22 protein-coding genes are annotated in these 22,381 nt (G+C 68.3%); 2 read left to right on the plus strand and 20 right to left on the minus strand.

Annotated features, from left to right (window positions below; translation table 11 throughout):
• The 4 genes from ABDW35_RS09130 to proS all read right to left on the minus strand — a co-directional run.
• On the minus strand, window positions 1-340 hold a 340-nt coding region (locus ABDW35_RS09130; RefSeq protein WP_343713546.1), incomplete at its 3' end, for an ABC transporter permease.
• The gene (locus tag ABDW35_RS09135; RefSeq protein WP_343713547.1) at window positions 340-1,041 is read right to left on the minus strand and encodes an ABC transporter ATP-binding protein; all 702 of its coding nucleotides are present in this window, start codon (window positions 1,039-1,041) and stop codon (window positions 340-342) included. The genes ABDW35_RS09135 and ABDW35_RS09130, both read right to left, overlap by 1 nt.
• Window positions 1,034-2,296: a lipoprotein-releasing ABC transporter permease subunit gene (locus ABDW35_RS09140; protein WP_343713548.1), complete on the minus strand. Its 1,263-nt coding sequence runs from the start codon at window positions 2,294-2,296 to the stop codon at window positions 1,034-1,036. The genes ABDW35_RS09135 and ABDW35_RS09140 overlap by 8 nt, the downstream gene beginning before the upstream one ends.
• 161 nt (window positions 2,297-2,457) lie before the next feature.
• Window positions 2,458-3,771 carry a proline--tRNA ligase gene (proS, locus tag ABDW35_RS09145; RefSeq protein WP_343713549.1) on the minus strand — a complete coding sequence of 438 codons (1,314 nt, stop codon included), beginning with the start codon at window positions 3,769-3,771 and terminating at the stop codon, window positions 2,458-2,460.
• Between the two features lie 153 nt (window positions 3,772-3,924).
• Between proS and ABDW35_RS09150 the strand changes: the two genes are divergently transcribed.
• On the plus strand, window positions 3,925-5,214 hold the full coding sequence (locus tag ABDW35_RS09150; protein ID WP_343713550.1) for an NCS2 family permease: 1,290 nt from the start codon (window positions 3,925-3,927) through the stop codon (window positions 5,212-5,214).
• A gap of 267 nt (window positions 5,215-5,481) precedes the next feature.
• Here ABDW35_RS09150 and ABDW35_RS09155 read toward each other — a convergent pair whose 3' ends face one another.
• Window positions 5,482-6,546 (minus strand): Ldh family oxidoreductase, encoded by a 1,065-nt coding sequence (locus ABDW35_RS09155; RefSeq protein WP_343713551.1) that lies wholly within the window; start codon window positions 6,544-6,546, stop codon window positions 5,482-5,484.
• Window positions 6,547-6,629: 83 nt separating this feature from the next.
• On the opposite strand from ABDW35_RS09155, the gene ABDW35_RS09160 reads away from it, so the two are divergent.
• Complete coding sequence (locus tag ABDW35_RS09160; protein ID WP_343713552.1) at window positions 6,630-7,313, plus strand: hypothetical protein; 684 nt, start codon at window positions 6,630-6,632, stop codon at window positions 7,311-7,313.
• 28 nt (window positions 7,314-7,341) lie between these two features.
• On the opposite strand, the gene ABDW35_RS09165 is transcribed toward ABDW35_RS09160, so the two are convergent.
• The 15 genes from ABDW35_RS09165 to nuoF form a co-directional block, all read right to left on the minus strand.
• A complete protein-coding gene (locus tag ABDW35_RS09165; RefSeq protein ID WP_343713553.1) occupies window positions 7,342-7,917 on the minus strand; it encodes a DNA-3-methyladenine glycosylase I in 576 nt (191 codons plus the stop codon).
• Window positions 7,896-8,162, minus strand: a complete 267-nt coding sequence (locus ABDW35_RS09170; protein WP_088150311.1) for a DUF1467 family protein — start codon at window positions 8,160-8,162, stop codon at window positions 7,896-7,898. Before ABDW35_RS09170 ends, ABDW35_RS09165 begins: the two co-directional genes overlap by 22 nt.
• A 225-nt stretch (window positions 8,163-8,387) precedes the next feature.
• The gene (gene mce / locus ABDW35_RS09175; protein ID WP_343713554.1) at window positions 8,388-8,792 is read right to left on the minus strand and encodes a methylmalonyl-CoA epimerase; all 405 of its coding nucleotides are present in this window, start codon (window positions 8,790-8,792) and stop codon (window positions 8,388-8,390) included.
• Window positions 8,793-8,946: 154 nt separating this feature from the next.
• A complete protein-coding gene (locus ABDW35_RS09180; RefSeq protein WP_343713555.1) occupies window positions 8,947-10,629 on the minus strand; it encodes a ribonuclease J in 1,683 nt (560 codons plus the stop codon).
• Window positions 10,626-11,411, minus strand: coding sequence for a type III pantothenate kinase (locus ABDW35_RS09185; RefSeq protein WP_343713556.1), 786 nt, complete (start codon window positions 11,409-11,411; stop codon window positions 10,626-10,628). Before ABDW35_RS09185 ends, ABDW35_RS09180 begins: the two co-directional genes overlap by 4 nt.
• 1 nt (window position 11,412) lies before the next feature.
• Window positions 11,413-12,171: a biotin--[acetyl-CoA-carboxylase] ligase gene (locus ABDW35_RS09190; RefSeq protein ID WP_343713557.1), complete on the minus strand. Its 759-nt coding sequence runs from the start codon at window positions 12,169-12,171 to the stop codon at window positions 11,413-11,415.
• Window positions 12,172-13,638 carry an NADH-quinone oxidoreductase subunit NuoN gene (nuoN, locus tag ABDW35_RS09195; RefSeq protein ID WP_343713558.1) on the minus strand — a complete coding sequence of 489 codons (1,467 nt, stop codon included), beginning with the start codon at window positions 13,636-13,638 and terminating at the stop codon, window positions 12,172-12,174.
• A gap of 16 nt (window positions 13,639-13,654) precedes the next feature.
• On the minus strand, window positions 13,655-15,175 hold the full coding sequence (locus ABDW35_RS09200) for an NADH-quinone oxidoreductase subunit M (protein WP_343713559.1): 1,521 nt from the start codon (window positions 15,173-15,175) through the stop codon (window positions 13,655-13,657).
• Between the two features lie 9 nt (window positions 15,176-15,184).
• Window positions 15,185-17,131, minus strand: coding sequence for an NADH-quinone oxidoreductase subunit L (gene nuoL / locus ABDW35_RS09205; protein ID WP_343713560.1), 1,947 nt, complete (start codon window positions 17,129-17,131; stop codon window positions 15,185-15,187).
• A gap of 10 nt (window positions 17,132-17,141) precedes the next feature.
• Window positions 17,142-17,450 (minus strand): NADH-quinone oxidoreductase subunit NuoK, encoded by a 309-nt coding sequence (gene nuoK / locus ABDW35_RS09210; protein ID WP_034832270.1) that lies wholly within the window; start codon window positions 17,448-17,450, stop codon window positions 17,142-17,144.
• 4 nt (window positions 17,451-17,454) lie between these two features.
• Window positions 17,455-18,054 (minus strand): NADH-quinone oxidoreductase subunit J, encoded by a 600-nt coding sequence (locus ABDW35_RS09215; protein WP_343713561.1) that lies wholly within the window; start codon window positions 18,052-18,054, stop codon window positions 17,455-17,457.
• Between the two features lie 106 nt (window positions 18,055-18,160).
• Window positions 18,161-18,649, minus strand: a complete 489-nt coding sequence (gene nuoI, locus ABDW35_RS09220) for an NADH-quinone oxidoreductase subunit NuoI (protein ID WP_034832276.1) — start codon at window positions 18,647-18,649, stop codon at window positions 18,161-18,163.
• An 11-nt stretch (window positions 18,650-18,660) separates the two neighbouring features.
• Window positions 18,661-19,668, minus strand: coding sequence for an NADH-quinone oxidoreductase subunit NuoH (gene nuoH / locus ABDW35_RS09225; protein WP_343713562.1), 1,008 nt, complete (start codon window positions 19,666-19,668; stop codon window positions 18,661-18,663).
• A 4-nt stretch (window positions 19,669-19,672) separates the two neighbouring features.
• A complete protein-coding gene (gene nuoG, locus ABDW35_RS09230) occupies window positions 19,673-21,727 on the minus strand; it encodes an NADH-quinone oxidoreductase subunit NuoG (protein ID WP_343713563.1) in 2,055 nt (684 codons plus the stop codon).
• Window positions 21,728-21,737: 10 nt separating this feature from the next.
• On the minus strand, window positions 21,738-22,381 hold a 644-nt coding region (gene nuoF / locus ABDW35_RS09235), incomplete at its 5' end, for an NADH-quinone oxidoreductase subunit NuoF (RefSeq protein ID WP_343713564.1).

Genomic DNA, 22,381 nt, shown 5'->3' on the forward strand with positions numbered 1-22,381 from the left:
CCCCGGCCGAGGCCTTGCCGGCGCTGGCCAGCGCCTGGCCCTCGGCCACCGGGATCACCCTGGTGACGCCGTCGACCCCGCGCAGCCGGTCGGCCCGCGCCTGATAGTCGGCCATGTCGCGGCCGCCCAGCGGCACGACGCTGACATGGGCGTTGAAGCCGAGGAACCGGGCCAGCAGCTCGGTCTGGAAGCCGTTCATCACCGAGGTGACGGTGATCAGCGTGGCGACGCCGATGATGATGCCGAGCAGTGAGAAGCCGGCGATCAGCGAGACGAAGCCCTGGCCGCGGCGGGCCCGCAGGTAGCGGAAGGCGACGGCGCGTTCGAAGGCGTTGAACATCAACGCCCCACCAGCACGCCGTCGCGCATCTCCACCACCCTGTCCATGCGCTCGGCCAGCTCCAGGTTGTGGGTCGCGATCAGGGCGCCGACGCCGGTCGATCGCACGACGTCCAGCAGCATCTCGAACACCGCCTCCGAGGTGGTGTGGTCGAGATTGCCGGTCGGCTCGTCGGCGATCAGCACCTTCGGCGCGTTGGCCAGCGCCCGGGCGATGGCGACGCGCTGCTGCTCGCCACCCGACAGCTGGGCCGGACGATGCTCCAGCCGGCCGGCCAGGCCGACCCGGGCCAGCAGCTCCCGCCCCCGCTGGCGGGCCTCAGCGCGGGAGCGGCCGGCGATCATCTGCGGCAGCACCACATTCTCGATGGCGCTGAACTCCGGCAGCAGGTGGTGGAACTGGTAGACGAAGCCGATGGCGGAGCGGCGCAGCGCCGTGCGCGGCCCGTCGCCCAGCCCGTCACAGCGCTGGCCGGCGATGGTGATGGTGCCGCCATCCGGCTGCTCCAGCAGGCCGGCAATGTGCAGCAGGGTCGACTTGCCGGCGCCGCTGGGGCCAACGAGGGCGACGATCTCGCCTCCGGCCAGCGACAGCTCGGCGCCGCGCAGCACGTCCAGCCGGATCTCGCCCTGGTGGAAGCTGCGTCTGATCCCTTCGAGGCGCAGGACCTCGGCGGCGTTGCTCATGGCGGCGTCACTCATAGCGCAGGGCCTCCACCGGATCGAGCCGGGCGGCCCGCCAGGCCGGGAAGATCGAGGCCAGGAAGGTCAGGCCGACGGCCAGCAGGCAGACCGCGACCACCTGCCCCGGATCGACCAGGGCCGGCAGCGAGGCCAGGAAGCTGAACTCGGCGGCGAAGGTGTCGGGGCCGAGCACGCCCTGCAGCCAGATGCGGATGGCGTCGATATTAGCGGCGAGGCCGAGGCCCAGCGCCAGCCCGGCCAGGGTGCCGACCAGGCCGATGGTGGCGCCGGCCAGGAAGAAGATGCGCAGGATCGATCCGCGCGAGGCGCCCATGGTGCGCAAGATGGCGATGTCACCGCCCTTGTCCTTCACCAGCATCACGAGGCTGGAGATGATGTTGAAGGCGGCCACCAGGATGATCAGCGTCAGGATGACGAACATCACGCTGCGCTCGACCTGCAGCGCCGTGAAGATCGTGGCGTTGGCGTCGCGCCAGTCCGTCACCTTGAGGTCCGGCCCGGCGATCTCCGCCACCTTCGCCCGCACCGCGTCCAGCCGCTCCGGATCGGTGGTGAAGATGTCGAGGCCGCCGGCCTGGTCCTTCATCTGGAACAGCTGCTGCGCCGCCGCGAGCGGCATGTAGACGGTCGCGGCATCCGGCTCCTGCAGCCCGGTGGTGAAGATCGCGACCACGGTGTAGGTCTTGGCCCGCGGCACCGACCCGAAGGCGGTGCGGTTGAAATGCGGCGTGACCAGCGTCAGCTCGTCGCCCAGCCGGACGCCGAACTGGGCGGCCAGGCCGCTGCCGATGGCGATGCCGTCGGTGCCGGAGAAATCCTCCGGCTTGTCGATCAGGATCGACCGGGCGATCGCCGGGCGGCCGAGGAAATCCGTCGGGTCGACACCCTCCACCGCCGCCGGGGCGCCCTGGAAACTGGTGAAGTCGGACTCCCGGCTGACCAGCGCCTGGTCCTCGATCACCGGCGACACCCGCGTCACGCCCGGCACCTGGCGCAGCCTGTCCGCCAGCGGCCCGTAATCCGGGATCCCGGCGCCGGCCGCGGCGCTGACCTTGAGATGGGCATCGAGGCCCAGCACACGGTCCACCAGCTGGGCGCGAAAGCCGTTCATCACCGACATGACGATGATCAGCGTCGCCACGCCCAGCAGGATGCCGGCGAAGGAGAAGCCGGCGATGACGGAGATGAAGCCTTCCTTCCTGCGGGCCCGCAGGTAGCGGAAGGCGACTTTCCGTTCGAAGGCGTTGAACATGGGCGGAGGTCAAACCACCGGATGCGAGAGGATGTTCCCCCGACTGTCATGCCCGGGCTTAACCCGGGCATCCAGAAGCTGTCGACACCCTCTGGATTGCCGGGTCAAGCCCGGGAATGACAGGAAGTGTCTGGGCATCGGGGTCGATCTCTCCAACCGGCTCAGCCCTTGATCCGCGCCACCACCGCGTCGAGCGGCAGCTCGATCTTCTCGCCGGTGGCGCGGCGCTTGATCTCGGCCATGCCGTTGGCGGCGCCGCGCGGGCCGATCACCACCTGCCAGGGCAGGCCGATCAGGTCCATCTCGGCGAACTTCGCCCCCGCCCGCTCGTCGCGATCGTCGTAGAGCGGGTCGAGGCCGGCGGTGCGGAAGCGCTGATACAGGTCCTGGGCCGCCGCGTCGCAGGTCGCGTCGCCCGGCTTGAGGTTGATCAGTCCGACATCGAAGGGCGCCACCGCATCCGGCCAGATGATGCCGGCGTCGTCGTGGCTGGCCTCGATGATGGCGCCGACCAGGCGCGACACGCCGATGCCGTAGCTGCCCATCTCGACCGGCCGCGGCGTGCCGTCCGGCCCGGCCACGGTCGCGCCCATCGGCGCCGAGTACTTGGTGCCGAAATAGAAGATGTGGCCGACCTCGATGCCGCGCCGGGTCTGCAGCTCGGCCTCCGGCAGCGGGCACTTGGCCGGGTCGTGCATCTCGTCCGCCGCGGCGTAGAGGCCGGTGACGCGGTCGACGAAGGCGGCCAGGTCGTCATCGGGGCCGAGCTGGCGGGCCTCGGTGTCCAGCTCCAAGAGGCGCGGGTCGACATAGACCTGGCTCTCGCCGGTCTCGGCCAGGATCTGGAACTCGTGGCTCAGATCGCCGCCGATCGGGCCGGTGTCGGCCTTCACCGGCACCGCCTTCAATCCCAGCCGGGCGAAGGTGCTGAGATAGCAGACGAAGAACTTGTTGTACGACCGCCGTGCGGAGTCGTAATCGATGTCGAAACTGTAGGCGTCCTTCATCAGGAACTCGCGGCCGCGCATCACGCCGAAGCGGGGGCGCACCTCGTCCCGGAACTTCCACTGGATGTGGTAGAGCAGCTGCGGCAGCTGCTTGTAGCTCTTCACCGACGACCGGAAGATGTCGGTGATCATCTCCTCATTGGTCGGGCCGAACAGCATGTCGCGGTCATGCCGGTCGCGGATGCGCAGCATCTCCTTGCCGTAATCGTCGTAGCGGCCGCTCTCGCGCCACAGGTCGGCCGGCTGGATCGTCGGCATCAGCAGTTCCTGGCAGCCGAAGCGGTCCTGTTCCTCGCGCACCACCTGCTCGATCTTCTTCAGCACCCGGAAGCCCAGCGGCAGCCAGGCGTAGATGCCCGCCGCCTCCTGCCGCATCATGCCGGCGCGCAGCATCAGCCGGTGCGACACGATCTGCGCCTCGGCGGGATTCTCCTTCAGGGTGGGCAGGAAGAACTGGGACAGGCGCATCGAGCGGGCTTCCGTCTGGAACCGTTGAGAAACACAGGCGCGCGACTTTAGGGAAGGACCGGCAGCCTGTCCATGCGGGGTTCCGCGGGCCGTCGAATCTCCCGATAATTGCCGCAATTCCTTCACATGCGATGACCGCGGGGGGTCAGCATCATGCTCGAGCGTCTGTTCGGACTGTCCGAACACGGCACCACGGTGCGCACCGAAATTCTCGCGGGTGCGACCACGTTCCTGACGATGGCCTACATCATCTTCGTCAACCCGCAGATCCTGGCCACCACCGGGATGGACCACGGCGCCGTGTTCGTGGCCACCTGCCTGGCGTCGGCGGCGGCGTCGGCCTTCATGGGCTTCTACGCCAACTACCCGATCGCGATGGCACCGGGCATGGGGCTGAATGCCTATTTCGCCTACACCGTGGTCGGGCAGATGGGCTATTCCTGGCAGGTCGCGCTGGGCGCCGTGTTCCTGTCCGGCGTGCTGTTCCTGGTGATCAGCATCCTGCCGGTCCGGGAGGCGATCGTGAACAGCATCCCGCGGTCGCTGAAGATGGCGATCTCGGCCGGCATCGGCCTGTTCCTCGGCATCATCGCGCTGCAGAACGCCGGCATCATCGCCGCCAACCCGGCGACCATGGTCGGCATCGGCAACCTGCACGCCGTGCCGACGATCCTGGCGGCGATCGGCTTCATCGTCATGGCGGCGCTGGTGGCGCTGCGGGTCACCGGCGCGATCATCATCGCCATCCTCGGCGTCACCGTGGCCGGCATCCTGCTGGGCGTGTCGCAGTTCAACGGCATCGTCGACCTGCCGCCATCGCTGGCCCCGACCTTCCTGCAGCTCGACCTGTCGGGCGCGGTGCATGTCGGGCTGATCAGCATCGTCTTCGCCTTCCTGTTCGTCGACCTGTTCGACAATGCCGGCACGCTGATCGGCGTCGCCCACCGCGCCGGCCTGCTCGACGCGCAGGGCCGGCTGCCGCGGCTGCGCAAGGCCCTCCTGGCCGACAGCACCATGGCCTGCCTGGGCTCGGCCCTCGGCACCTCGACCGTCACCAGCTATATCGAGAGCGCGGCCGGGGTGAATGCCGGCGGCCGCACCGGGCTGACCGCGGTGGTGGTCGCCATCCTGTTCCTGCTGTGCCTGTTCCTGGCGCCGCTGGCCACCAGCATCCCGGCCTTCGCCACCGCCCCGGCCCTGCTGTTCGTCGCCTGCCTGATGGTGCGCGGCCTGGCCGAGATCGACTGGGAGGATGCGACCGAGTTCGTGCCCGCGGTGGTCTGCGCCATCGCGATGCCGCTGACCTACTCAATCGCCCACGGAATAGCCTTCGGCTTCATCACCTATGTGGGCATTAAAGCACTCGCGGGACGTGTGCGGGACATCCACCCGGCGGTGGCGATCCTGGCGATTTTGTTTGTGTGCAAATTTGCTCTGATCTGACCGCATGGGGGGCATGCGATTCTGCGTGACAGCCGCGTTCAACCTCGCTAAGGTCCGCCTCGCCTGAACAAAAGCAATGACAAGGGCAGGCTCGAGTTTAGGGAGGAAACTGTCGGGAGTGACGGCAGGACGTAAGTCCGCCGGACACAATTAATAAGACAGGTTTTCGACCGGCAGGCGCTTCGGCCCTGCCGTTTTTTTGTGCACCGATACAAGAGCGGGGGCGACCCGTTTATTGGCCCGCCCCGTACTGGCCGGGCTTCCAGGCTAAGGCCTCGGGCCCGGCACCATGGCGTCGATATCCGCTCCAGAAAGACCGACAGAGACTGCCGCAGCGCAGATGTCGCCCCAGGTCGCGTCGTCGATCGGGATGCCTTCGGCGGCACGGTGCCGGCGGATCATGGCTTCGACCTCGCCCGGCAGCAGCACCGGCGCTGCCGGATCGGCCGGCGGCGACTCCTTTACCCAGCCGCAGAAGCGCAGGATCTCCGCCGCATAGGCGTCGCGGTCCGGCAGCCGGGTCACGTCGATGGCGATGCTGGTCATGGTGTTCTCCAGCACCGTGACGCCGGGGGCGGTGCAGCCGCCGCCCGACAGCGCGCCGGACAGGATGTCGGTCAGGATGTTGAGGCCGGCGCCCCGGTGCCCGCCGAAGGGCAGGATCGCGCCGCCGGCGTAGAAATCGGCCGGATCGGTCGTCGGCCGGCCGGCCTTGTCGACGATAACGCCCGGCGCGACCGCCTCGCCCTTGTTCTTCGCCACCAGCAGCTTGCCCTCGGCGGTCATGGCGGTGGTGATGTCGAGCAGGATCGGGTCGCGGCCCTCGACCGGCACGCAGATCGCCATGGGGCTGGGCGACAGCCGCCGGTCGCTGCCGCCGAAGGGCGTCACCATCAGGCCGAGGCCGGTGGTGTTCAGGAAATGCAGCGACACCAGGCCCTGCCCCGCCAGCCGCTCGGCCCAGTCACCCAGCCGGCCGAGATGGCCGGACCGGCGGATGGTGGCCAGCGCGATGCCATTCGCCTTGGCGCGCCCGGCCAGCAGATCCATCGCCTGCTCGCCGATGGTCTGGCCGAAGCCGAACTGCCCGTCGACGACCAGCAGGCTGCCGCCGTCGAACACCAGCTCGGCGCTGCGGCCGGGGAAGACCGTGCCGGCGCGCAGGAAGTCGATATAGCGCCGGGTGCGCACCACGCCATGCGAGTCATGGCCGCAGAGGTTGCTGTCGACCAGATGGCGGGCGATGCGCCCCGCCTCCTCCGCCCCGCAGCCGCCGGCCGCGAAGATCCGCTCGACGATGCCCGTCAGGGGCTTGGGTCCGATCAGCCGCATGATGTCCTCCCTATTGTCTTGCTTTTGCCGGGCAGTATAGCGTTTGCCGGGGTTGTTGGACCCGTCGCCAAATGGGGTGCGCCATGATCGACGATCCGCCGCTGCTGACGGTCCGCCGCCGCTTTCCCCGGCCGGACCCGGCCCTGGTCGAGGCGCTGCGCGGCATCCAGACCGGCTTCGCCGTCGACGCCATGGACGGGTCGGGGGCGCTGCATCACCGGATCAAGCCGGTCGATCCCGCCGGCTTCGTCGGGGTTGCGGTCACCTGCGACTGCGGCCCGGCCGACAACCTGGCGGTGTTCGCCGCGCTCGACATCGCCGGGCCGGGCGATGTGCTGGTCTGCGCCACCGGCGGTTATGACGGCACGGCGGTGATCGGCGACCTGGTCGCCGGCATGGCGCGCAACAAGGGCGCCGTGGCGGTGGTGACCGACGGGCTGGTGCGTGACCTGGCCGGGCTGCGCCAGGTCGGGCTGCCGGTGTTCGCCGCCGGCATCACCCCGAACTCGCCGACGCGGCAGGGGCCGGGCACGGCCGGGCTGCCGGTCGTCGTCGGCGGGGTGAGGGTCGATGCCGGGGACGTCCTGGTCGGCGACCTCGACGGCGTGGTGGTGATCCCACGGGAGCGCCTGGCGGCCGTGGTCGAGCGGCTGTCGACGGTCCGGGAGAAGGAGGCGGCGATGGACGCCGCGGTGCGCGGCGGCCTGACCATGTCGGACGCCGCCCGCCGCCTGCTCGACTCCGACCGGGTGCGCTGGGTCGATTGAGGCGGCGCCGGGGCCGGCCGGACGGCGGCTAGGCCCCGCGCAGCCAGGGCGGGTCGAGCTTCAGGATCGTGTCATAGACCGGGCAGCCGGGATGGTGCGTGCCCTGCAGGTAGCCCAGGCTCATCAGGAATTCGTTGACGATCTCGCCGCCGGTGAAGCGGAAGGTCTTCTTGAACAGCTTCACCCATTCCGCCTTGGTCAGCGGGTGATGGGCGTCGAGCCAGGCGGCGAAGCTGCCATGGCTTTCCCGGATCACCTGCAGCCTTTTGGCGTTCTCGATCGCGGCGTCGACCTTCAGCCGGTTGCGGATCACCCCGGGATCGGCCAGCAGCCGGGCTCGGTCCGCATCATCGAAGGCCGCGACCTTGTCGATGTCGAAGCCGGCATAGGCGCGGCGGAAGGTCTCGCGCTTCTTGAGCATGAGATCCCAGGACAGGCCGGCCTGGTTGATCTCGAGGATCAGCCGCTCGAACAGCACCGCGTCGTCGCGGGCCGGGAAGCCGTATTCGGTGTCGTGATAGGCCTTGTGCAACGGGTCGCGGTCGGCGACGGCACAATAACCCTTCAGCGGCGCCGGGTCCGTCACTGCTGCGCTTTCGTCCATGATTCCGCCCAGTCCCGGAAGGAGAAGACGTTCTCGGTGATGAGGACATCGATCACCACCCATAGCACGACGGTGATGGCCGTGGTGATCAGCACCTTGCGCCAGATCCGCGGATTGGCCGGCGCCCCGACCTGATGGCCCGGCTGTGCGTCGTCGACCTCGGGCCGCACGCCCCAGGGCAGGACTGCGAAGATCACGGTCCACCAGATGATGACGAAGACGACGATGCCGCTGACCAGGCCCATGCGTTCCCTCCCGGAATATTCCCTCTCCTTACCCGTCCGGACCGGCCGGAGGCATGGGGCTTTTCGTCCTGGCCGGTCTGCACGGGGGCTCAACCGATGCAAAGGATCGTCATTGCGAGCGCAGCGAAGCAATCCATGCCGCAGCTTGCACGGCCCGATGGATTGCTTCGTCGGCTTCGCCTCCTCGCAATGACGGCGTTTTTGCGGGAAAGGCCGATTGGAACGTCAGACCTGCTCGATCTCGGTCAGGGTGCCGGCCAGGTCGGCGGGGTGCAGGAACAGGACCGGCTTGCCATGGGCGCCGATCTTCGGCTCGCCGTCGCCCAGCACGCGCAGGCCGGCGGCCACCAGCCGGTCGCGGGCCGCGCGGATGTCCTCGACCTCGTAGCACAGGTGATGGATGCCGCCCTTCGGGTTGCGCTCCAGGAACTTCGCGATCGGCGAGGCCTCGCCCAGCGGGTGCAGCAGCTCGATCTTGGTGTTGGGCAGGGTGACGAAGACGGTGGTGACGCCGTGCTCCGGCAGGTCGACCGGCGCCGACACCTCCGCCCCCAGCGTCCCGCCATAGAGCGCCACGGCGGCCGGCAGGTCCGGCACGGCGATGGCGACGTGGTTGAGGCGGCCGATCATGCTGCGCTCCCTCCGGGCTGGTCCCTGCCCTAACCCATAGTGTCATGCCCGGGCTTGACCCGGGCATCCAGAGATATCGATGCCGCTCCGGGTGGTCCCTGGATTGCCGGGTCAAGCCCGGCAATGACAGGAAAGGGAGGCGTCCGCCGTCCCCTTACAGCCGCACCAGATGCACTTCGGTGACCGGCTTCTTGCCGTGCCAGTTGCGGATCGTGCGCCGCACCGTCACCCGCGCCGCCTCGGTGATCGCGGTGTCGTCGTTGCGCTGGGCCCGCGGCAGGGATCCAATCGCCTGGCGCACCTCCTCCGCCACCTCGGCCTCGCTGTCGGCCTGGTCCTCGGCGTCCTCGATGCCCAGCAGCGCCACCTTCGGGTCGGCGGCCAGGCGGCCGTCGCGGTCCAGCACCAGCGTCACCACCGCGGCGCCATTGTGGATGATGCGCTGGCGGTCGCGGATCGCCTCGCCGCCGATCGGCACCAGATGGTGCCCGTCCAGCGCCAGCTTGCCGTGCTCGACATTGTCGACGATCTCCAGCGGCCCCGGCGCCAGGCGGATCAGGGCGCCGTTGCGCGGGATCAGGGTCTGCTTCACCTGCCCGGCCTCGGCCAGCGCCGCATGGGCGCGCATGTGCCGCTCCTCGCCATGCACCGGCACCACCGCCTGCGGCTTCAGCCACTGGTAGAGCGTGGTCAGCTCGTCCCGCGCCGGATGGCCGGAGCAATGGACATTGGCGTCGTCCGGCGTGATCAGGGTGACGCCCGCGCCGACCAGCGCGTTCTGCACCCGGCCGATCGCCTTCTCGTTGCCCGGGATCTCGCGGGCCGAGAAGATCACCGTGTCGCCGGCCTCCAGCGTGATGTGCGGGTGGCTGTCGCCGGCGATGCGGGACAGGGCCGACCGCGCCTCGCCCTGGCTGCCGGTGCAGATCAGCACGATCTTGTCGCGCGGGATGTAGCCGGCCTGGTCCTCGCGCACGAAGGGCTCCGGCAGGTCGGTCATGTAGCCGGTACTCTGCGCCGCCTCCATGATCTTCCACAGCGACCGGCCGACCAGGGCGCATTGCCGCCCGGCCGCCTGCGCCGCCAGCGCCACGCTGTGGATGCGCGCGACGTTGGAGGAGAAGCAGGTGACGACGACGCGGTTCGGCTGCGCCGCGATCACCTCGGCCAGCCCCTTGCGCACATCCTCCTCGGAGCCGGAGCGGCCGGGGTTGAGGGCGTTGGTGCTGTCGCCCATCACCGCGACCACGCCCTCCTCGCCGAGCCGGCGCAGCTTGGCCTCGTCGGTCACGGCGCCGATCTGCGGCGCCGGGTCCAGCTTCCAGTCGCCGGTATGGATGACGTTGCCGTGCCGGGTACGGATCACCAGGGCATTCGGCTCCGGCACCGAATGGGTCATGGTGATGAAGCCGACGCCGAACGGGCCGATCTCGACATCGCCGCCCAGCGGCACCTCGATGATCGGCACCCGGTCGGCGAAATCGGTCTCGCGCAGCTTGATCCGCAGCACCGCAGCGGTGAAGGGCGTGGCGTAGATCGGGCAGCGCAGGTCAGGCCACAAGAGCGTGATGGCGCCGATATGATCCTCATGCGCGTGGGTGACGACGAGGCCCAGCAGCTTGTCACGCCGCTGCTCGATGAACACCGGATCGGGCACGATCAGGTCGACGCCCGGCACCGATTCGTCGGCGAAGGTCACCCCGCAATCGACCATCAGCCAGCGGCCCGCGTGACCGTAGAGATACAGGTTCATCCCGATCTCGCCGGCGCCGCCGAGCGGCAGGAAGTAGAGGGCGTCGTCGGGGCCGTTGGCGCTGGCCGCGGGGGATGCATTCATGTGGTGGCGTTTCGCTCGTAGATGAGGCGCAGTCCGCGCAGGGTCAGTTCGCTGTCGATGTGGTCGATCATATCGGTCGCCTGGGCGAAAACGCTACCCAGGCCGCCCGTGGTGATCACCGTGACCGGCGGCGTTCCGGTCGGCGACAGCTCGGCCTTGATGCGGGTGATCAGGCCTTCGATCATGCTGAGATAGCCCCAGAACATGCCCGACTGCATGGCCGGGATGGTGCCGGGGCCGATCACCCGGTCCGGCCGCACGATCTCGACCTTCGGCAGCTGGGCCGCCACCTTGTGCAACGCGTCGAGCGCCAGTTGGGGTCCCGGGGCGATGATGCCGCCGACGAAATCGCCATCGGCGTTGACCACGTCGAAGGTGGTGCCGGTGCCGATATCGACCACGATCAGCGGCTTCGGATAGCTGGCGCCGGCGGAGACGGCGTTGACCAGGCGGTCGGCGCCGGCCTCGCGCGGGTTCAGCAGCAGGTTCCTGATGCCGAGCTCGATCGACGGGTCGCCGACGCGCATCGGGTCGGTGCCGAAATGGTCGCGGCACAGCTTGGCCAGGTTGAAGGTGGCGGCCGGCACCACGCTGGACAGGATCGAGCGGGTGACGTCGACCGGCCGCAGCCCGCGCATCGCCATCAGCGAGACCAGCCAGACCGCGTATTCGTCCGAAGTGCGGCGGCTGTCTGTGGCGATACGCCACTGGCCCTTCTGTTGGGCCCCGTCGAACACCGCGAAGACGATGTTGGTGTTGCCCGCATCGATGGCGAGAAGCATCTCAGCCCCTCCCGAAGAAGACGTCGCCTGCGGTGATGCTGTGCCGGCCGGTGTCGGTGCGCAAGATCAGAGCGCCGGTCGGGTCGATATGCTCGAACACGCCCACCAGCGTCTCGGTCTCCAGCCGCACCGTGATGCGGGCGCCGAGGCCGACGGCGCGGCCCAGCCAGGCCGCCCGGGTGGCGTCGAAGCCTTCGGCCCGCCACTCCGCCAGATGCCGGTCCAGCCCCGCGGCCAGCCGCTGAAGCACCGCCTCGACCGTCGCGTCCTTGGCGCCGGCGGCATGCAGGCTGGTGGCGGCGTAGTCGGCCAGCTGCGGGTGATGGGCGACGTTCAGGCCAACGCCGGCGACGATCCAGTCAACCGATCGATCCGGGGCGACCGCGGCCTCCAGCAGGATGCCGGCCAGCTTGTCGCCGGCGATCTGCACGTCGTTCGGCCATTTCAGCTTCGGCTCGAGCCCGAAGCTCGCCACCGCATCGGCCACGGCGACGCCGACCACGAAGGTCAGTTCCCCCGCCCGGCTGAACGGCACCTGCGGCCGCAGGATGGCCGAGCAGGTCAGGTTGCCCTCGCGCGAGAACCAGGAGCGGCCGCGGCGGCCCCTACCCGCCTCCTGCCGCCTGGCCCAAACGATGGTGCCGTGCGGGGCGCCCGCCGCGGCGAGCGCCCGCGCCTCGTCATTGGTGCTGCCGACGCTGTCCCGCGCGTCGAGCCGCCAGCCTTCCGGCAGCGTGACCAGGGACGGAGCGTCCGCCAATCAGCCCCCGAACAGGCTGGCCGCGGCCGCCTGGGCTGCCCCGGTCAGCGGCGCCGGCAGCAGCCAGAACACCACGATGAACAGGGTCGAGACGGTGAGGATGGCCGGGATCGCGGCGCCTTCCGGCTTGTCGAAGGCGACCTTCGGCTCGTCGAAATACATCACCCGGATGATCTTCAGGTAGTAGACCGCCGACACCACGCTGGCCAGCACGCCGATCACCGCCAACACGTAGAATTGCTGCTCGATCACCGCCTTGAAGACGTAGAGCTTGGCGAAGAACCCGGCCAGCGGCGGGATGCCGGCCATCGAGAACATCATGATCACGAGCGCGAAGGCCAGGCCGGGGCTGGTCTTGCCGAGACCGGCGAGGTCCTGGATGCCCTCGACCTGCTTGCCGTTGATGCGCATCGACAGGATCACGGCGAAGGCGCCCAGGCTCATCGGCACATAGATCGCCATGTAGACGATGACGCCGGTGATGCCCTGCTGGGTGCCGGCGGCGAGGCCGAGCAGGGCGAAGCCGACATGGCCGATCGAGGAATACGCCATCAGCCGCTTGATGTTGGTCTGCGCGATCGCGGCATAGGAGCCGAGGATCATCGACAGGGCCGAGGCGACGACGATGATCTGCTGCCACTGGCTGGTCAGGTGGCCGAACGGCTCGACCAGCACGCGGACGAACAGCGCCATGGCCGCCACCTTCGGCGCCACCGCGAAGAAGGCGGTGACCGGGGTCGGGGCGCCCTCATAGACGTCCGGCGTCCACATGTGGAACGGCACGGCCGAGACCTTGAAGGCCAGGGCGGCGCAGATGAACACCACGCCGATGATTACGCCCATCTGGGTGCCGCCCAGCACGCCGCCGGCAGCGGACTGGCCGGACAGGGCCTGGGCCAGGGCGTCGAAGCTGGTGGTGCCGAGGAAGCCGTAGACCAGCGAGGTGCCGTACAGCAGCAGGCCCGAGGACAGGGCGCCGAGCACGAAGTACTTCAGCCCGGCCTCGCTCGACCGCTCCGAATCCCGGTTGAAGGCGGCGACGACGTAGAGCGACAGGCTCTGCAGCTCGAGGCCGAGATACAGCGAGATCAGGTTGTTGGCGCTGATCATCAGCATCATGCCGACCGTGGCCAGCACGAACAGCACCGGATACTCGAAGCGCGACATGCCCTCATGCTCGATGTAGTCGAGCGAGAGGATCAGGGCGAGCGCCGAGCCGACCAGGACCAGGATCTTCATGAAGACGGCGAAGCCGTCGGCCACGAACATGCCGTTGAAGGTCACGGCCCGGCCGCCCTGCCCCATCACCAGCAGCGCGCCGGCGATGATGAAGGACATCACCGCCAGCGAGGCGACGATCCGGGTCGACTTCTCGCCCAGGAAGACACCGATCAGCAGCAGCGCCATGCCGGCACAGGCCAGGAAGATCTCCGGCAGGGCCGGCATCAGATCGGGAAGAGACACCATGGATCGGATCCCCGGATCAGCGGACGGCCACCGCGACCGCGTCGGCGCGGCCGAGATCGGCGTGGTATTGGGTGACGAGGTGGTCGACCGAGACCGACATCACGTTCAGGAAGCTGGACGGGTAGATGCCCATCCACATCACGACGATCGCCAGCGGCACGAAGAGGCAGATCTCGCGCGGGCTGAGGTCAGTCATCTTCCGCACGTCGTCGCGGGTGATCTCGCCGAAGATGACCTTGCGGTACAGCAGCAGCATGTAGGTGGCGCCCAGGATCAGGCCGGTGGCGACCAGGGTCGCGACCCAGGTGTTCACCTGGAACAGGCCGAGCATGATCATGAACTCGCCGACGAAGCCCGAGGTGGCCGGCAGGCCGACCGAGCCGAGCAGCATGATCATGAAGAACACGGCGTATTTCGGCATGTTGGTGGCCAGGCCGCCGTAACGCGCGATCTCGCGGGTGTGCAGCCGGTCATAGACCACGCCGACGCAGAGGAAGAGCGCCGACGAGACCACGCCGTGGCTGAGCATCTGGAAGATCGAGCCCTCGACGCCCTGCTGAGTCAGCGAGAACATGCCGGCGGTGACGAAGCCCATATGCGCGATCGAGGAATAGGCGATCATCTTCTTCATGTCCTCCTGCGCCAGGGCGACGAGGGAGGTGTAGATGACCGCGACGATCGACAGGCCGTAGACCAGCGGCGTCAAGAGCGCCGTCGCCTCCGGCAGCATCGGGATCGAGAAGCGCAGGAAGCCGTAGCCGCCCATCTTCAGCAGCACGCCGGCCAGGATCACCGAGCCCGCGGTGGGCGCTTCCACATGCGCGTCCGGCAGCCAGGTGTGCACCGGCCACATCGGCACCTTCACGGCGAAGGAGGCGAACATGGCCAGCCACAGCCAGATCTGCATGTTGTAGTTGAAGTCGGTCGCCAGCAGGGTCGGGATGTCGGTGGTGCCGGCCTGGACATACATCGCCAGCAGCGCCACCAGCATCAGCACCGAGCCGAGCAGCGTGAACAGGAACAGCTTGAAGGCGGCATAGATGCGGCGCTCGCCCGAGCCCCAGATGCCGATGATCACGAACATCGGGATCAGCACGCCTTCGAAGAAGACGTAGAACAGCACGTAGTCGAGCGCGCAGAACATGCCGATCATCATGGTCTCGAGGATCAGGAACGAGACCATGTACTCCTTGACCCGGCTGTGGATGCTCTCCCAGCTGGCGAGGATGCAGATCGGCATCAGGAACGCCGAGAGGACGACGAACAGCACCGAGATGCCGTCCACGCCCATGTGGTAGGCGATGTTGAGGTCCGGGAACCACGCCACCTTCTCTTCCATCTGGAAGCCGACCACCGAGGGGTCGAAGCCGAGCCAGACGGCGACCGAAAGGGCGAAGGTGACCAGCGTGGTCCACAGCGCCACCCAGCGCGAGGTGGCGGCCACGGCGGCCTCGCTGCCCCGGGCCAGCAGCAGGATCAGGGCTGCGCCGACCAGCGGCAGGAAGGTGGCGAGCGAGAGGATCGGCCAATTACCCATGGGTCACCCTCAGATCCGGCCGCCGAAGACATACCAGGAGACCAGCGCGACCACGCCGATCACCATGACGAAGGCATAGTGGTAGACATATCCGCTCTCGAGCCGGCTGGCCTTGCGGGCGATGCCGATCGAGGTGGCGGCGACGCCGTCCGGCCCCAGCCGGTCGATGATCGCGCCGTCGCCACCCTTCCAGAAGACGCGACCCAGGACGAAGGCCGGCTTGACGAAGACGGCGTCGTAGATCTCGTCGAAGTACCACTTGCGGAAGAACAGCTGGTGGATCGGCTTGAACGCCCGCACCACCGCGCCCGGCAGGCCCGGCGACTGGATGTAGAACAGCCAGGAGAGCCCGAGGCCGACCAGGCCGGCCAGCAGCGGCAGCAGGCTGACCCATTCCGGCGCGTGGTGCGCCGCCTCGATGCTGTCCTGGCCGTGCAGCACCAGGATCGCCTCGCGCCAGAAGTGCTCGCGGCCGTCGCCGACGAAGATGTCGAAGCCGATCACGCCGGCCAGCACCGCGCCGACCCCGAGGATCAGCAGCGGGATCAGCATCACCGGCGGCGATTCATGCGCGTGGTCCATGGTGTGATGGTCGGCGCGCGGCTTGCCGTGGAAGGTCAGGAACAGCAGGCGGCCGCTGTAGAAGGCGGTCATCAGCGCGGCGATGACGCCGAGCCAGTAGGCCAGGTTGCCGACGCCGCTATGCGCGGCCCAGGCGGCCTCGAGGATCATGTCCTTGGAGTAGAAGCCGGCGAAGCCGAACACGCCGGGGATGCCGATACCGGCCAGCGCCAGGCTGCCGATCCACATCAGGGCGTAGGTCCAGGGGATCAGCCGCCAGATCCCGCCCATCTTGCGCATGTCCTGCTCGCCGCCCATGGCGTGGATCACCGAGCCGGCGCCGAGGAACAGCAGCGCCTTGAAGAAGGCGTGCGTCATCAGGTGGAAGATCGCTGCCTGGTAGGCCGAGACGCCGATGGCGAAGAACATGTAGCCGAGCTGGCTCATCGTCGAATAGGCGATGACCCGCTTGATGTCGAACTGGGTCAGGCCGATCGTCGCGGCGACGAAGGCGGTCAGCGCGCCGATGACGCAGACCACGGCCAGCGCGTCCGGGGCGTATTCGAACAGCGGTGACATGCGCGACAGCATGAACACGCCGGCGGTGACCATGGTGGCCGCGTGGATCAGGGCCGAGACCGGGGTCGGGCCCTCCATCGCGTCCGGCAGCCAGGTGTGCAGGCCCAGCTGGGCCGACTTGCCCATGGCGCCGACGAACAGCAGCAGGCAGGCGGTGGTCAGGGCCGGCAGGTCCATGCCCAGGAAGTTGATCCGGGCATCGACCATGTGCGGGGCGGCGGCGAAGATCTCCTCGTACCGCACCGTGCCGAAGATCTTGTAGACGGCGAAGATGCCCAACGCGAAGCCGAAGTCACCGACGCGGTTGACCAGGAACGCCTTCACCGCGGCGGCGCGGGCGCTCTCCTTCTCGTACCAGAAGCCGATCAGCAGGTAGGAGGCCAGGCCGACGCCCTCCCAGCCGAAGAACAGCTGGATCAGGTTGTCCGCCGTCACCAGCATCAGCATGGCGAAGGTGAACAGGCTGAGATAGGCGAAGAAGCGCGGCTTGGAGTGGTCGTGCGACATGTAGCCGATCGAGTAGATGTGCACCATCGCGGAGACGGTGTTCACCACGATCAGCATCACGGCGGTCAGCGTGTCGAACTTCAGCGCCCAGTCGGCGACGAAGGTGCCGCTGCTGATCCACAGCAGCAGCGAGTGGGTGCGGACGTTGCCGTCGATGGCGACGTCGAAGAACAGCCACCAGGAGATGAGCGCGGCGACGCAGACGGCGAGCGTCGTCACGGCCATCGAGGCGCGGTCACCGATGAGGCGGCCGAACAGTCCTGCGATCAGGAAGCCGGCCAGCGGCAGGAAGATTGCTGCGATGTCCATCGGGGGCGCCTCAGCCCTTCATCATGTTGATGTCCTCAACCGCGATCGAGCCGCGGTTGCGGAAGTAGACGACGAGGATCGCGAGGCCGATCGCCGCCTCGGCGGCGGCGACGGTCAGCACGAACAGCGCGAACACCTGCCCCACCAGGTCGCCGAGGGCGACCGAGAAGGCGACGAGGTTGATGTTGACGGCGAGCAGCATCAGCTCGACCGACATCAGGATGACGATGACGTTCTTGCGGTTCAGGAACACGCCGAAGATGCCGAGCGTGAACAGGATCGCCGCGAGGACGAGGTAGTGCCCGAGTCCGATCGTCATGGCGTCAGGCCCCTTCCCCGGTGCCGATCTTCTTGATCACCATCACCTCCTCGCGACGGCGCGCGAGCTGCTGCGAAATCACCTGGCGGCGGACGCCGGCGCGGTGGCGCAGGGTCAGCACGATCGCCCCGATCATCGCGACCAGGAGGACGAGGCCCGCGGCCTGGAACGGAAAGGCATACTGCGTGTAGATCAGCTGGCCCAGCGCCGCGGTGTTGGTCGGGCCCGCCTTCGCCGCGCCCGCGGCCAGGATCGACGGCCCGCCGCCCGAGCCGTAGAGCAGGAACAGCTCCACCAGCAGCACCACGCCGATCAGCGCGCCGATCGGCAGGTAGCGCAGGAAGCCGGCCCGCAGCTCGGCGAAGTTGATGTCCAGCATCATCACGACGAACAGGAACAGGACCGCGACCGCGCCGACATAGACGACGACCAGGATCATCGCCAGGAACTCCGCCCCGATCAGCACGAACAGCGCCGCCGCGTTGAAGAAGGCGAGGATCAGGAACAGCACCGAGTGCACCGAGTTGCGGGCCGAGATCACCATCACGGCGGAGGCCACGGTGATCGCGGCGAAGATATAGAAGGCCAAGGCCTGGATGATCATCTCACGGTGCTCCCTGTCGTCCCCTGCGGACGCTCGAGGTCACGGTTGCTCTACCCCTCTCGGCACCGCCCCGGCCGAATCCCCCGGCGAGGCGGCGCGGCGGGTCTTACCGGTACGGCGCGTCGACCGCAATGTTCGCGGCGATCTGCGCTTCCCAGCGGTCCCCGTTCTGCAGCAGCTTTTCCTTGTTGTAGAAAAGCTCCTCGCGCGTCTCGGTCGCGAACTCGAAGTTCGGTCCCTCGACGATCGCATCCACCGGGCAGGCCTCCTGGCACAGGCCGCAATAGATGCACTTGGTCATGTCGATGTCGTAGCGCGTCGTGCGGCGGCTGCCGTCGGCGCGCGGCTCGGCCTCGATGGTGATGGCCTGGGCCGGGCAGATCGCCTCGCACAGCTTGCAGGCGATGCACCGCTCCTCGCCGCTGGGATAGCGGCGCAGCGCATGCTCGCCGCGGAAGCGCGGGCTCAGCGGGCCCTTCTCATACGGGTAGTTCAGCGTCGCCTTCTGCTTGAACATGTAGCTGAAGGTCAGCGCCAGGCCGCCCAGGATTTCCTTGAGCAGCAGGCTGCGGGCGGTGCGGTCGATGAACGCCATGTCTCGGCCTTTCAGTTCGGCAGCCAGCCGAAGGCGGTGAGCACGCCGGCGGTGATGACCACCCAGGCCAGCGAGAACGGAAGGAACACCTTCCAGCCCAGCCGCATCAGCTGGTCGTAGCGGAAGCGCGGCAGCGTCGCCCGGACCCAGATGAAGACGAACAGGCAGAAGAAGATCTTCAGCACGAACCAGATCACGCCGGGGATCCAGGTGAACGGCGCGAAGCCGAAGGGCGGCAGCCACCCGCCGAGGAACAGGATGGAGGTCATCCCGCTCATCAGGATCATGTTGGCGTATTCGCCGAGGAAGAACAGCGCGTAGGTCATGGACGAATACTCGACCATGAAGCCGCCGGTGATCTCGGATTCGCCCTCGGGCAGGTCGAACGGCGCCCGGTTGGTCTCGGCCAGCGCCGAGATGAAGAAGATCACGAACATCGGCAGCAGCGGGATCGCGAACCAGATCGTCTGCTGCGCGTGGACGATGTCGGAGATCCGGAGCGAGCCGACGCAGAGCAGCACGGAGATCATGACGAAGCCGATCGAGACTTCGTAGGACACCATCTGCGCCGCGGAGCGCAGGCCGCCGAGGAAGGCGTATTTCGAGTTCGAGGCCCAGCCGGCAATGATGATGCCGTAGACGCCGAGCGAGGAGATCGCGAACAGGTACAGCACGCCGACATTGATGTCGGCCAGCACCAGGCCATCATCGAACGGGATCACCGCCCAGGCCACGAGGCTGAGGAAGAAGGTGATCATCGGCGCCAGGATGAACAGCATCCGGTTGGCGCCGGACGGGATGATCGTCTCCTTGCTCAGCAGCTTGATGCCGTCGGCGATCGGCTGCAGCAGGCCGAAGGGGCCGACCACCATCGGGCCCTGGCGCAGCTGCATCGCGGCCATGACCTTGCGTTCGGCATAGGTCAGGTAGGCCACCACGATGATCAGCGGCAGGATGATCGCGATGATCTGAAGGACGACGAGAACCGTCGGCCAGGCGTATCCGCTCCAGAAGTCCATCGCGTTACTCCGCCGCCGCTTTGTGCTGGCCCAGGATCTCGTCGATGCACAGCGCCATCGTCTCCGAGGCGCGGCTGATCGGGTCCGTCATGTAGAAGTTCTCGACCGCCGAGACGAAGGGCGCGGTGCCCATCGTGCCCTCGGCCCCGAAAGCCCCCCACTCGCCCGGCGCCTGCACGTCCGGCGCCCCGAAGACCGGGTTCACCGCGACCAGGCGCTGGCGCACCTCGCGCAGGCTGTCATAGGGCAGCTTGCGGCCCAGCGCCTCGCTGGCGGCGCGCAGGATCTTCCAGTCCTCGCGCGCCTCGCCCGGCGGGAACACCGCCATGCGGGCCTGCTGGACGCGGCCTTCGGTGTTGACGTAGGTGGCGTTCTTCTCGGTGTAGGCGGCGCCCGGCAGGATCACGTCGGCGCGGTGGGCGCCGCGGTCGCCGTGATGGCCCTGATAGACCACGAAGGCCTTGCCCAGCCGGCCGGTGTCGATCTCGTCGGCCGCGAGCAGCCAGACGAAGTCGATCTCGCCCTTCTGCGCGCCGTCGAGGATGCCGAGGACGTCGCGGCCGCCCGGCCCCGGCAGGAAGCCGAGATCCAGGCCGCCGACCCGCGCCGCCGCGGTGTGCAGGACGTTGAAGCCGTTCCAGCCGTCGCGGACCAGGCCGTAGCTCTCGGCGATGCGGCGGCAGGCGGCCAGCACCTGGGCGCCGTCCTCGCGGGTGAGAGCCCCCTGCCCCACGATCAGCAGCGGCGCCTTGGCGTTGCGCAGCACCTCGGCGAAGCCGTCGGTGCCGTCGGCGATCGCCGCCAGCGTCTCCGGCCCGGCACCGAGATGGCGGGTGCGGTAGGTCAGGTCGACATCCGGGCCGACCACGCCGACGGTCAGGCCGTTGCGCAGCCAGCGCTTGCGGATGCGGGCGTTGACGATCGCCGCCTCGGAGCGCGGGTTGGTGCCGACCAGCAGGATGACGTCGGCCTGCTCGATCCCGGCGAGGCCGCTGTTGAACAGGTAGGCGCCGCGCGGCCCGGCCGGCAGCTTCGCCCCGTCCTGGCGGCAGTCCAGGTTCGGCGAGCCGAACGCCGTCATCAGGTCCTTCAGCGCGACCATGGCCTCGGCGTCGACGGTGTCGCCGGCGATCGCCGCCATGCGCTTGCCGTCCAGCCGCTGAGTCTTCGCGGCGATGGCCTGGAACGCCTCGGCCCAGCTGGCCGGCTGCAGCTTGCCGTCACGCCGGACATAGGGCCGGTCGATGCGGCGGCGCTTCAGCCCGTCGATGGCGTAGCGGGTCTTGTCGCTGATCCACTCCTCGTTGACGTCCTCGTTGAGGCGCGGCAGCACGCGCATCACCTCGCCGCCGCGGGCATCGATGCGGATGTTCGAGCCGACGGCGTCGAGCACGTCGATGCTCTCGGTCTTGCGCAGCTCCCACGGCCGGGCGCTGAAGGCGTAGGGCTTGGAGGTCAGCGCCCCGACCGGGCAGACATCGACCAGGTTGCCCGACAGCTCCGACGCGATCGCCTGCTCGACATAAGTGGTGATCTCCATGTGCTCGCCGCGGTTCACGCCGCCGAGCACCGGCACGCCGGCGATCTCGTCGATGAAGCGGATGCAGCGGGTGCACTGGATGCACCGGGTCATGAAGGTCTCGATCAGCGGCCCGAGATACTTGTCGGTGACCGCGCGCTTGCCTTCGGTGTAGCGGCCGCGGTCGAAGCCGTAGGCCACCGCCTGGTCCTGCAGGTCGCACTCGCCGCCCTGGTCGCAGATCGGGCAGTCGAGCGGATGGTTGATCAGCAGGAACTCCATGATGCCCCGGCGCGCATCGCGCACGACATCGGTGTTCGTCTTGATCACCATGCCGTCGCCGGCCGGCATCGCGCAGGACGCGATCGGCTTCGGCGCCTTCTCCATCTCGACCAGGCACATGCGGCAGTTCGCCGGCACCGAGAGCTTGTCGTGGAAGCAGAAGCGCGGCACCTCGATGCCGAGGCGCTCGCAGGCCTGCAGCACCGACGTGCCCGGCTCGACCTCGATCTCGATCCCGTCAATCGTCAGCTTGGGCATCGGTGCCTTCCTATTCCGCAGCTTCGCGGCTATGGGCGCGGTCGCGATAGTCGCGGATCCGCTCCTCCATCTCGTCGCGGAAATGCCGGATCAGCGCCTGGACCGGCCAGGCGGCCGCGTCGCCGAGGGCGCAGATGCTGCGGCCGTCGATCTGCTTGGTCACCTGCAGCAGCATGTCGATCTCGTCCGACCGCGCGTTGCCGGTGACCATCCGCTGCATCACCCGGTACATCCAGCCGGTGCCCTCGCGGCACGGGGTGCACTGGCCGCAGCTCTCATGCATGTAGAAGCGCGACAGGCGGGCGACCGCGTAGATCACGTCGGTCGACTTGTCCATGACGATCAGCCCGGCAGTGCCGAGCGCCGACTTGACCTCGCGCAGCGCGTCGAAGTCCATCAGGACGGTGTCGCAGATGTCCTTCGGCAGGATCGGGGCGGAGGAGCCGCCGGGGATCACCGCCTTCAGGTTGTCCCAGCCGCCGCGCACGCCGCCGGCATGCTTGTCGATCAGCTCCCGCATCGGGATGCCGAGCTCTTCCTCGACATTGCAGGGCTGGTTCACATGGCCGGAGATGCAGAACAGCTTGGTGCCCTGGTTCTTCGGCCGGCCGATGCCGGCGAACCAGGCGCCGCCGCGGCGCAGGATCTCGCCGA

It is taken from the genome of Inquilinus sp. (assembly GCF_039594555.1).
Taxonomy (GTDB): Bacteria; Pseudomonadota; Alphaproteobacteria; order DSM-16000; family Inquilinaceae; genus Inquilinus.

Coding starts and splice junctions, on each gene's coding strand:
- ABDW35_RS09135 (WP_343713547.1), bottom strand. CDS start 1,041: ATGAGTGACGCCGCCATGAGCAACGCCGCCGAGGTCCTGCGCCTCGAA.
- nuoG (WP_343713563.1), bottom strand. CDS start 21,727: ATGCCCAAGCTGACGATTGACGGGATCGAGATCGAGGTCGAGCCGGGC.
- nuoI (WP_034832276.1), bottom strand. CDS start 18,649: ATGGCGTTCATCGACCGCACCGCCCGCAGCCTGCTGCTCAAGGAAATC.
- ABDW35_RS09150 (WP_343713550.1), top strand. CDS start 3,925: ATGCTCGAGCGTCTGTTCGGACTGTCCGAACACGGCACCACGGTGCGC.
- ABDW35_RS09185 (WP_343713556.1), bottom strand. CDS start 11,411: ATGCTTCTCGCCATCGATGCGGGCAACACCAACATCGTCTTCGCGGTG.
- ABDW35_RS09215 (WP_343713561.1), bottom strand. CDS start 18,054: ATGATCATCCAGGCCTTGGCCTTCTATATCTTCGCCGCGATCACCGTG.
- nuoK (WP_034832270.1), bottom strand. CDS start 17,450: ATGACGATCGGACTCGGGCACTACCTCGTCCTCGCGGCGATCCTGTTC.
- ABDW35_RS09200 (WP_343713559.1), bottom strand. CDS start 15,175: ATGGGTAATTGGCCGATCCTCTCGCTCGCCACCTTCCTGCCGCTGGTC.
- proS (WP_343713549.1), bottom strand. CDS start 3,771: ATGCGCCTGTCCCAGTTCTTCCTGCCCACCCTGAAGGAGAATCCCGCC.
- ABDW35_RS09155 (WP_343713551.1), bottom strand. CDS start 6,546: ATGCGGCTGATCGGACCCAAGCCCCTGACGGGCATCGTCGAGCGGATC.
- nuoL (WP_343713560.1), bottom strand. CDS start 17,131: ATGGACATCGCAGCAATCTTCCTGCCGCTGGCCGGCTTCCTGATCGCA.
- mce (WP_343713554.1), bottom strand. CDS start 8,792: ATGATCGGCCGCCTCAACCACGTCGCCATCGCCGTGCCGGACCTGCCG.
- nuoH (WP_343713562.1), bottom strand. CDS start 19,668: ATGGACTTCTGGAGCGGATACGCCTGGCCGACGGTTCTCGTCGTCCTT.
- ABDW35_RS09160 (WP_343713552.1), top strand. CDS start 6,630: ATGATCGACGATCCGCCGCTGCTGACGGTCCGCCGCCGCTTTCCCCGG.
- nuoN (WP_343713558.1), bottom strand. CDS start 13,638: ATGGTGTCTCTTCCCGATCTGATGCCGGCCCTGCCGGAGATCTTCCTG.
- ABDW35_RS09170 (WP_088150311.1), bottom strand. CDS start 8,162: ATGGGCCTGGTCAGCGGCATCGTCGTCTTCGTCATCATCTGGTGGACC.
- ABDW35_RS09140 (WP_343713548.1), bottom strand. CDS start 2,296: ATGTTCAACGCCTTCGAACGGAAAGTCGCCTTCCGCTACCTGCGGGCC.
- ABDW35_RS09180 (WP_343713555.1), bottom strand. CDS start 10,629: ATGAATGCATCCCCCGCGGCCAGCGCCAACGGCCCCGACGACGCCCTC.
- ABDW35_RS09165 (WP_343713553.1), bottom strand. CDS start 7,917: ATGGACGAAAGCGCAGCAGTGACGGACCCGGCGCCGCTGAAGGGTTAT.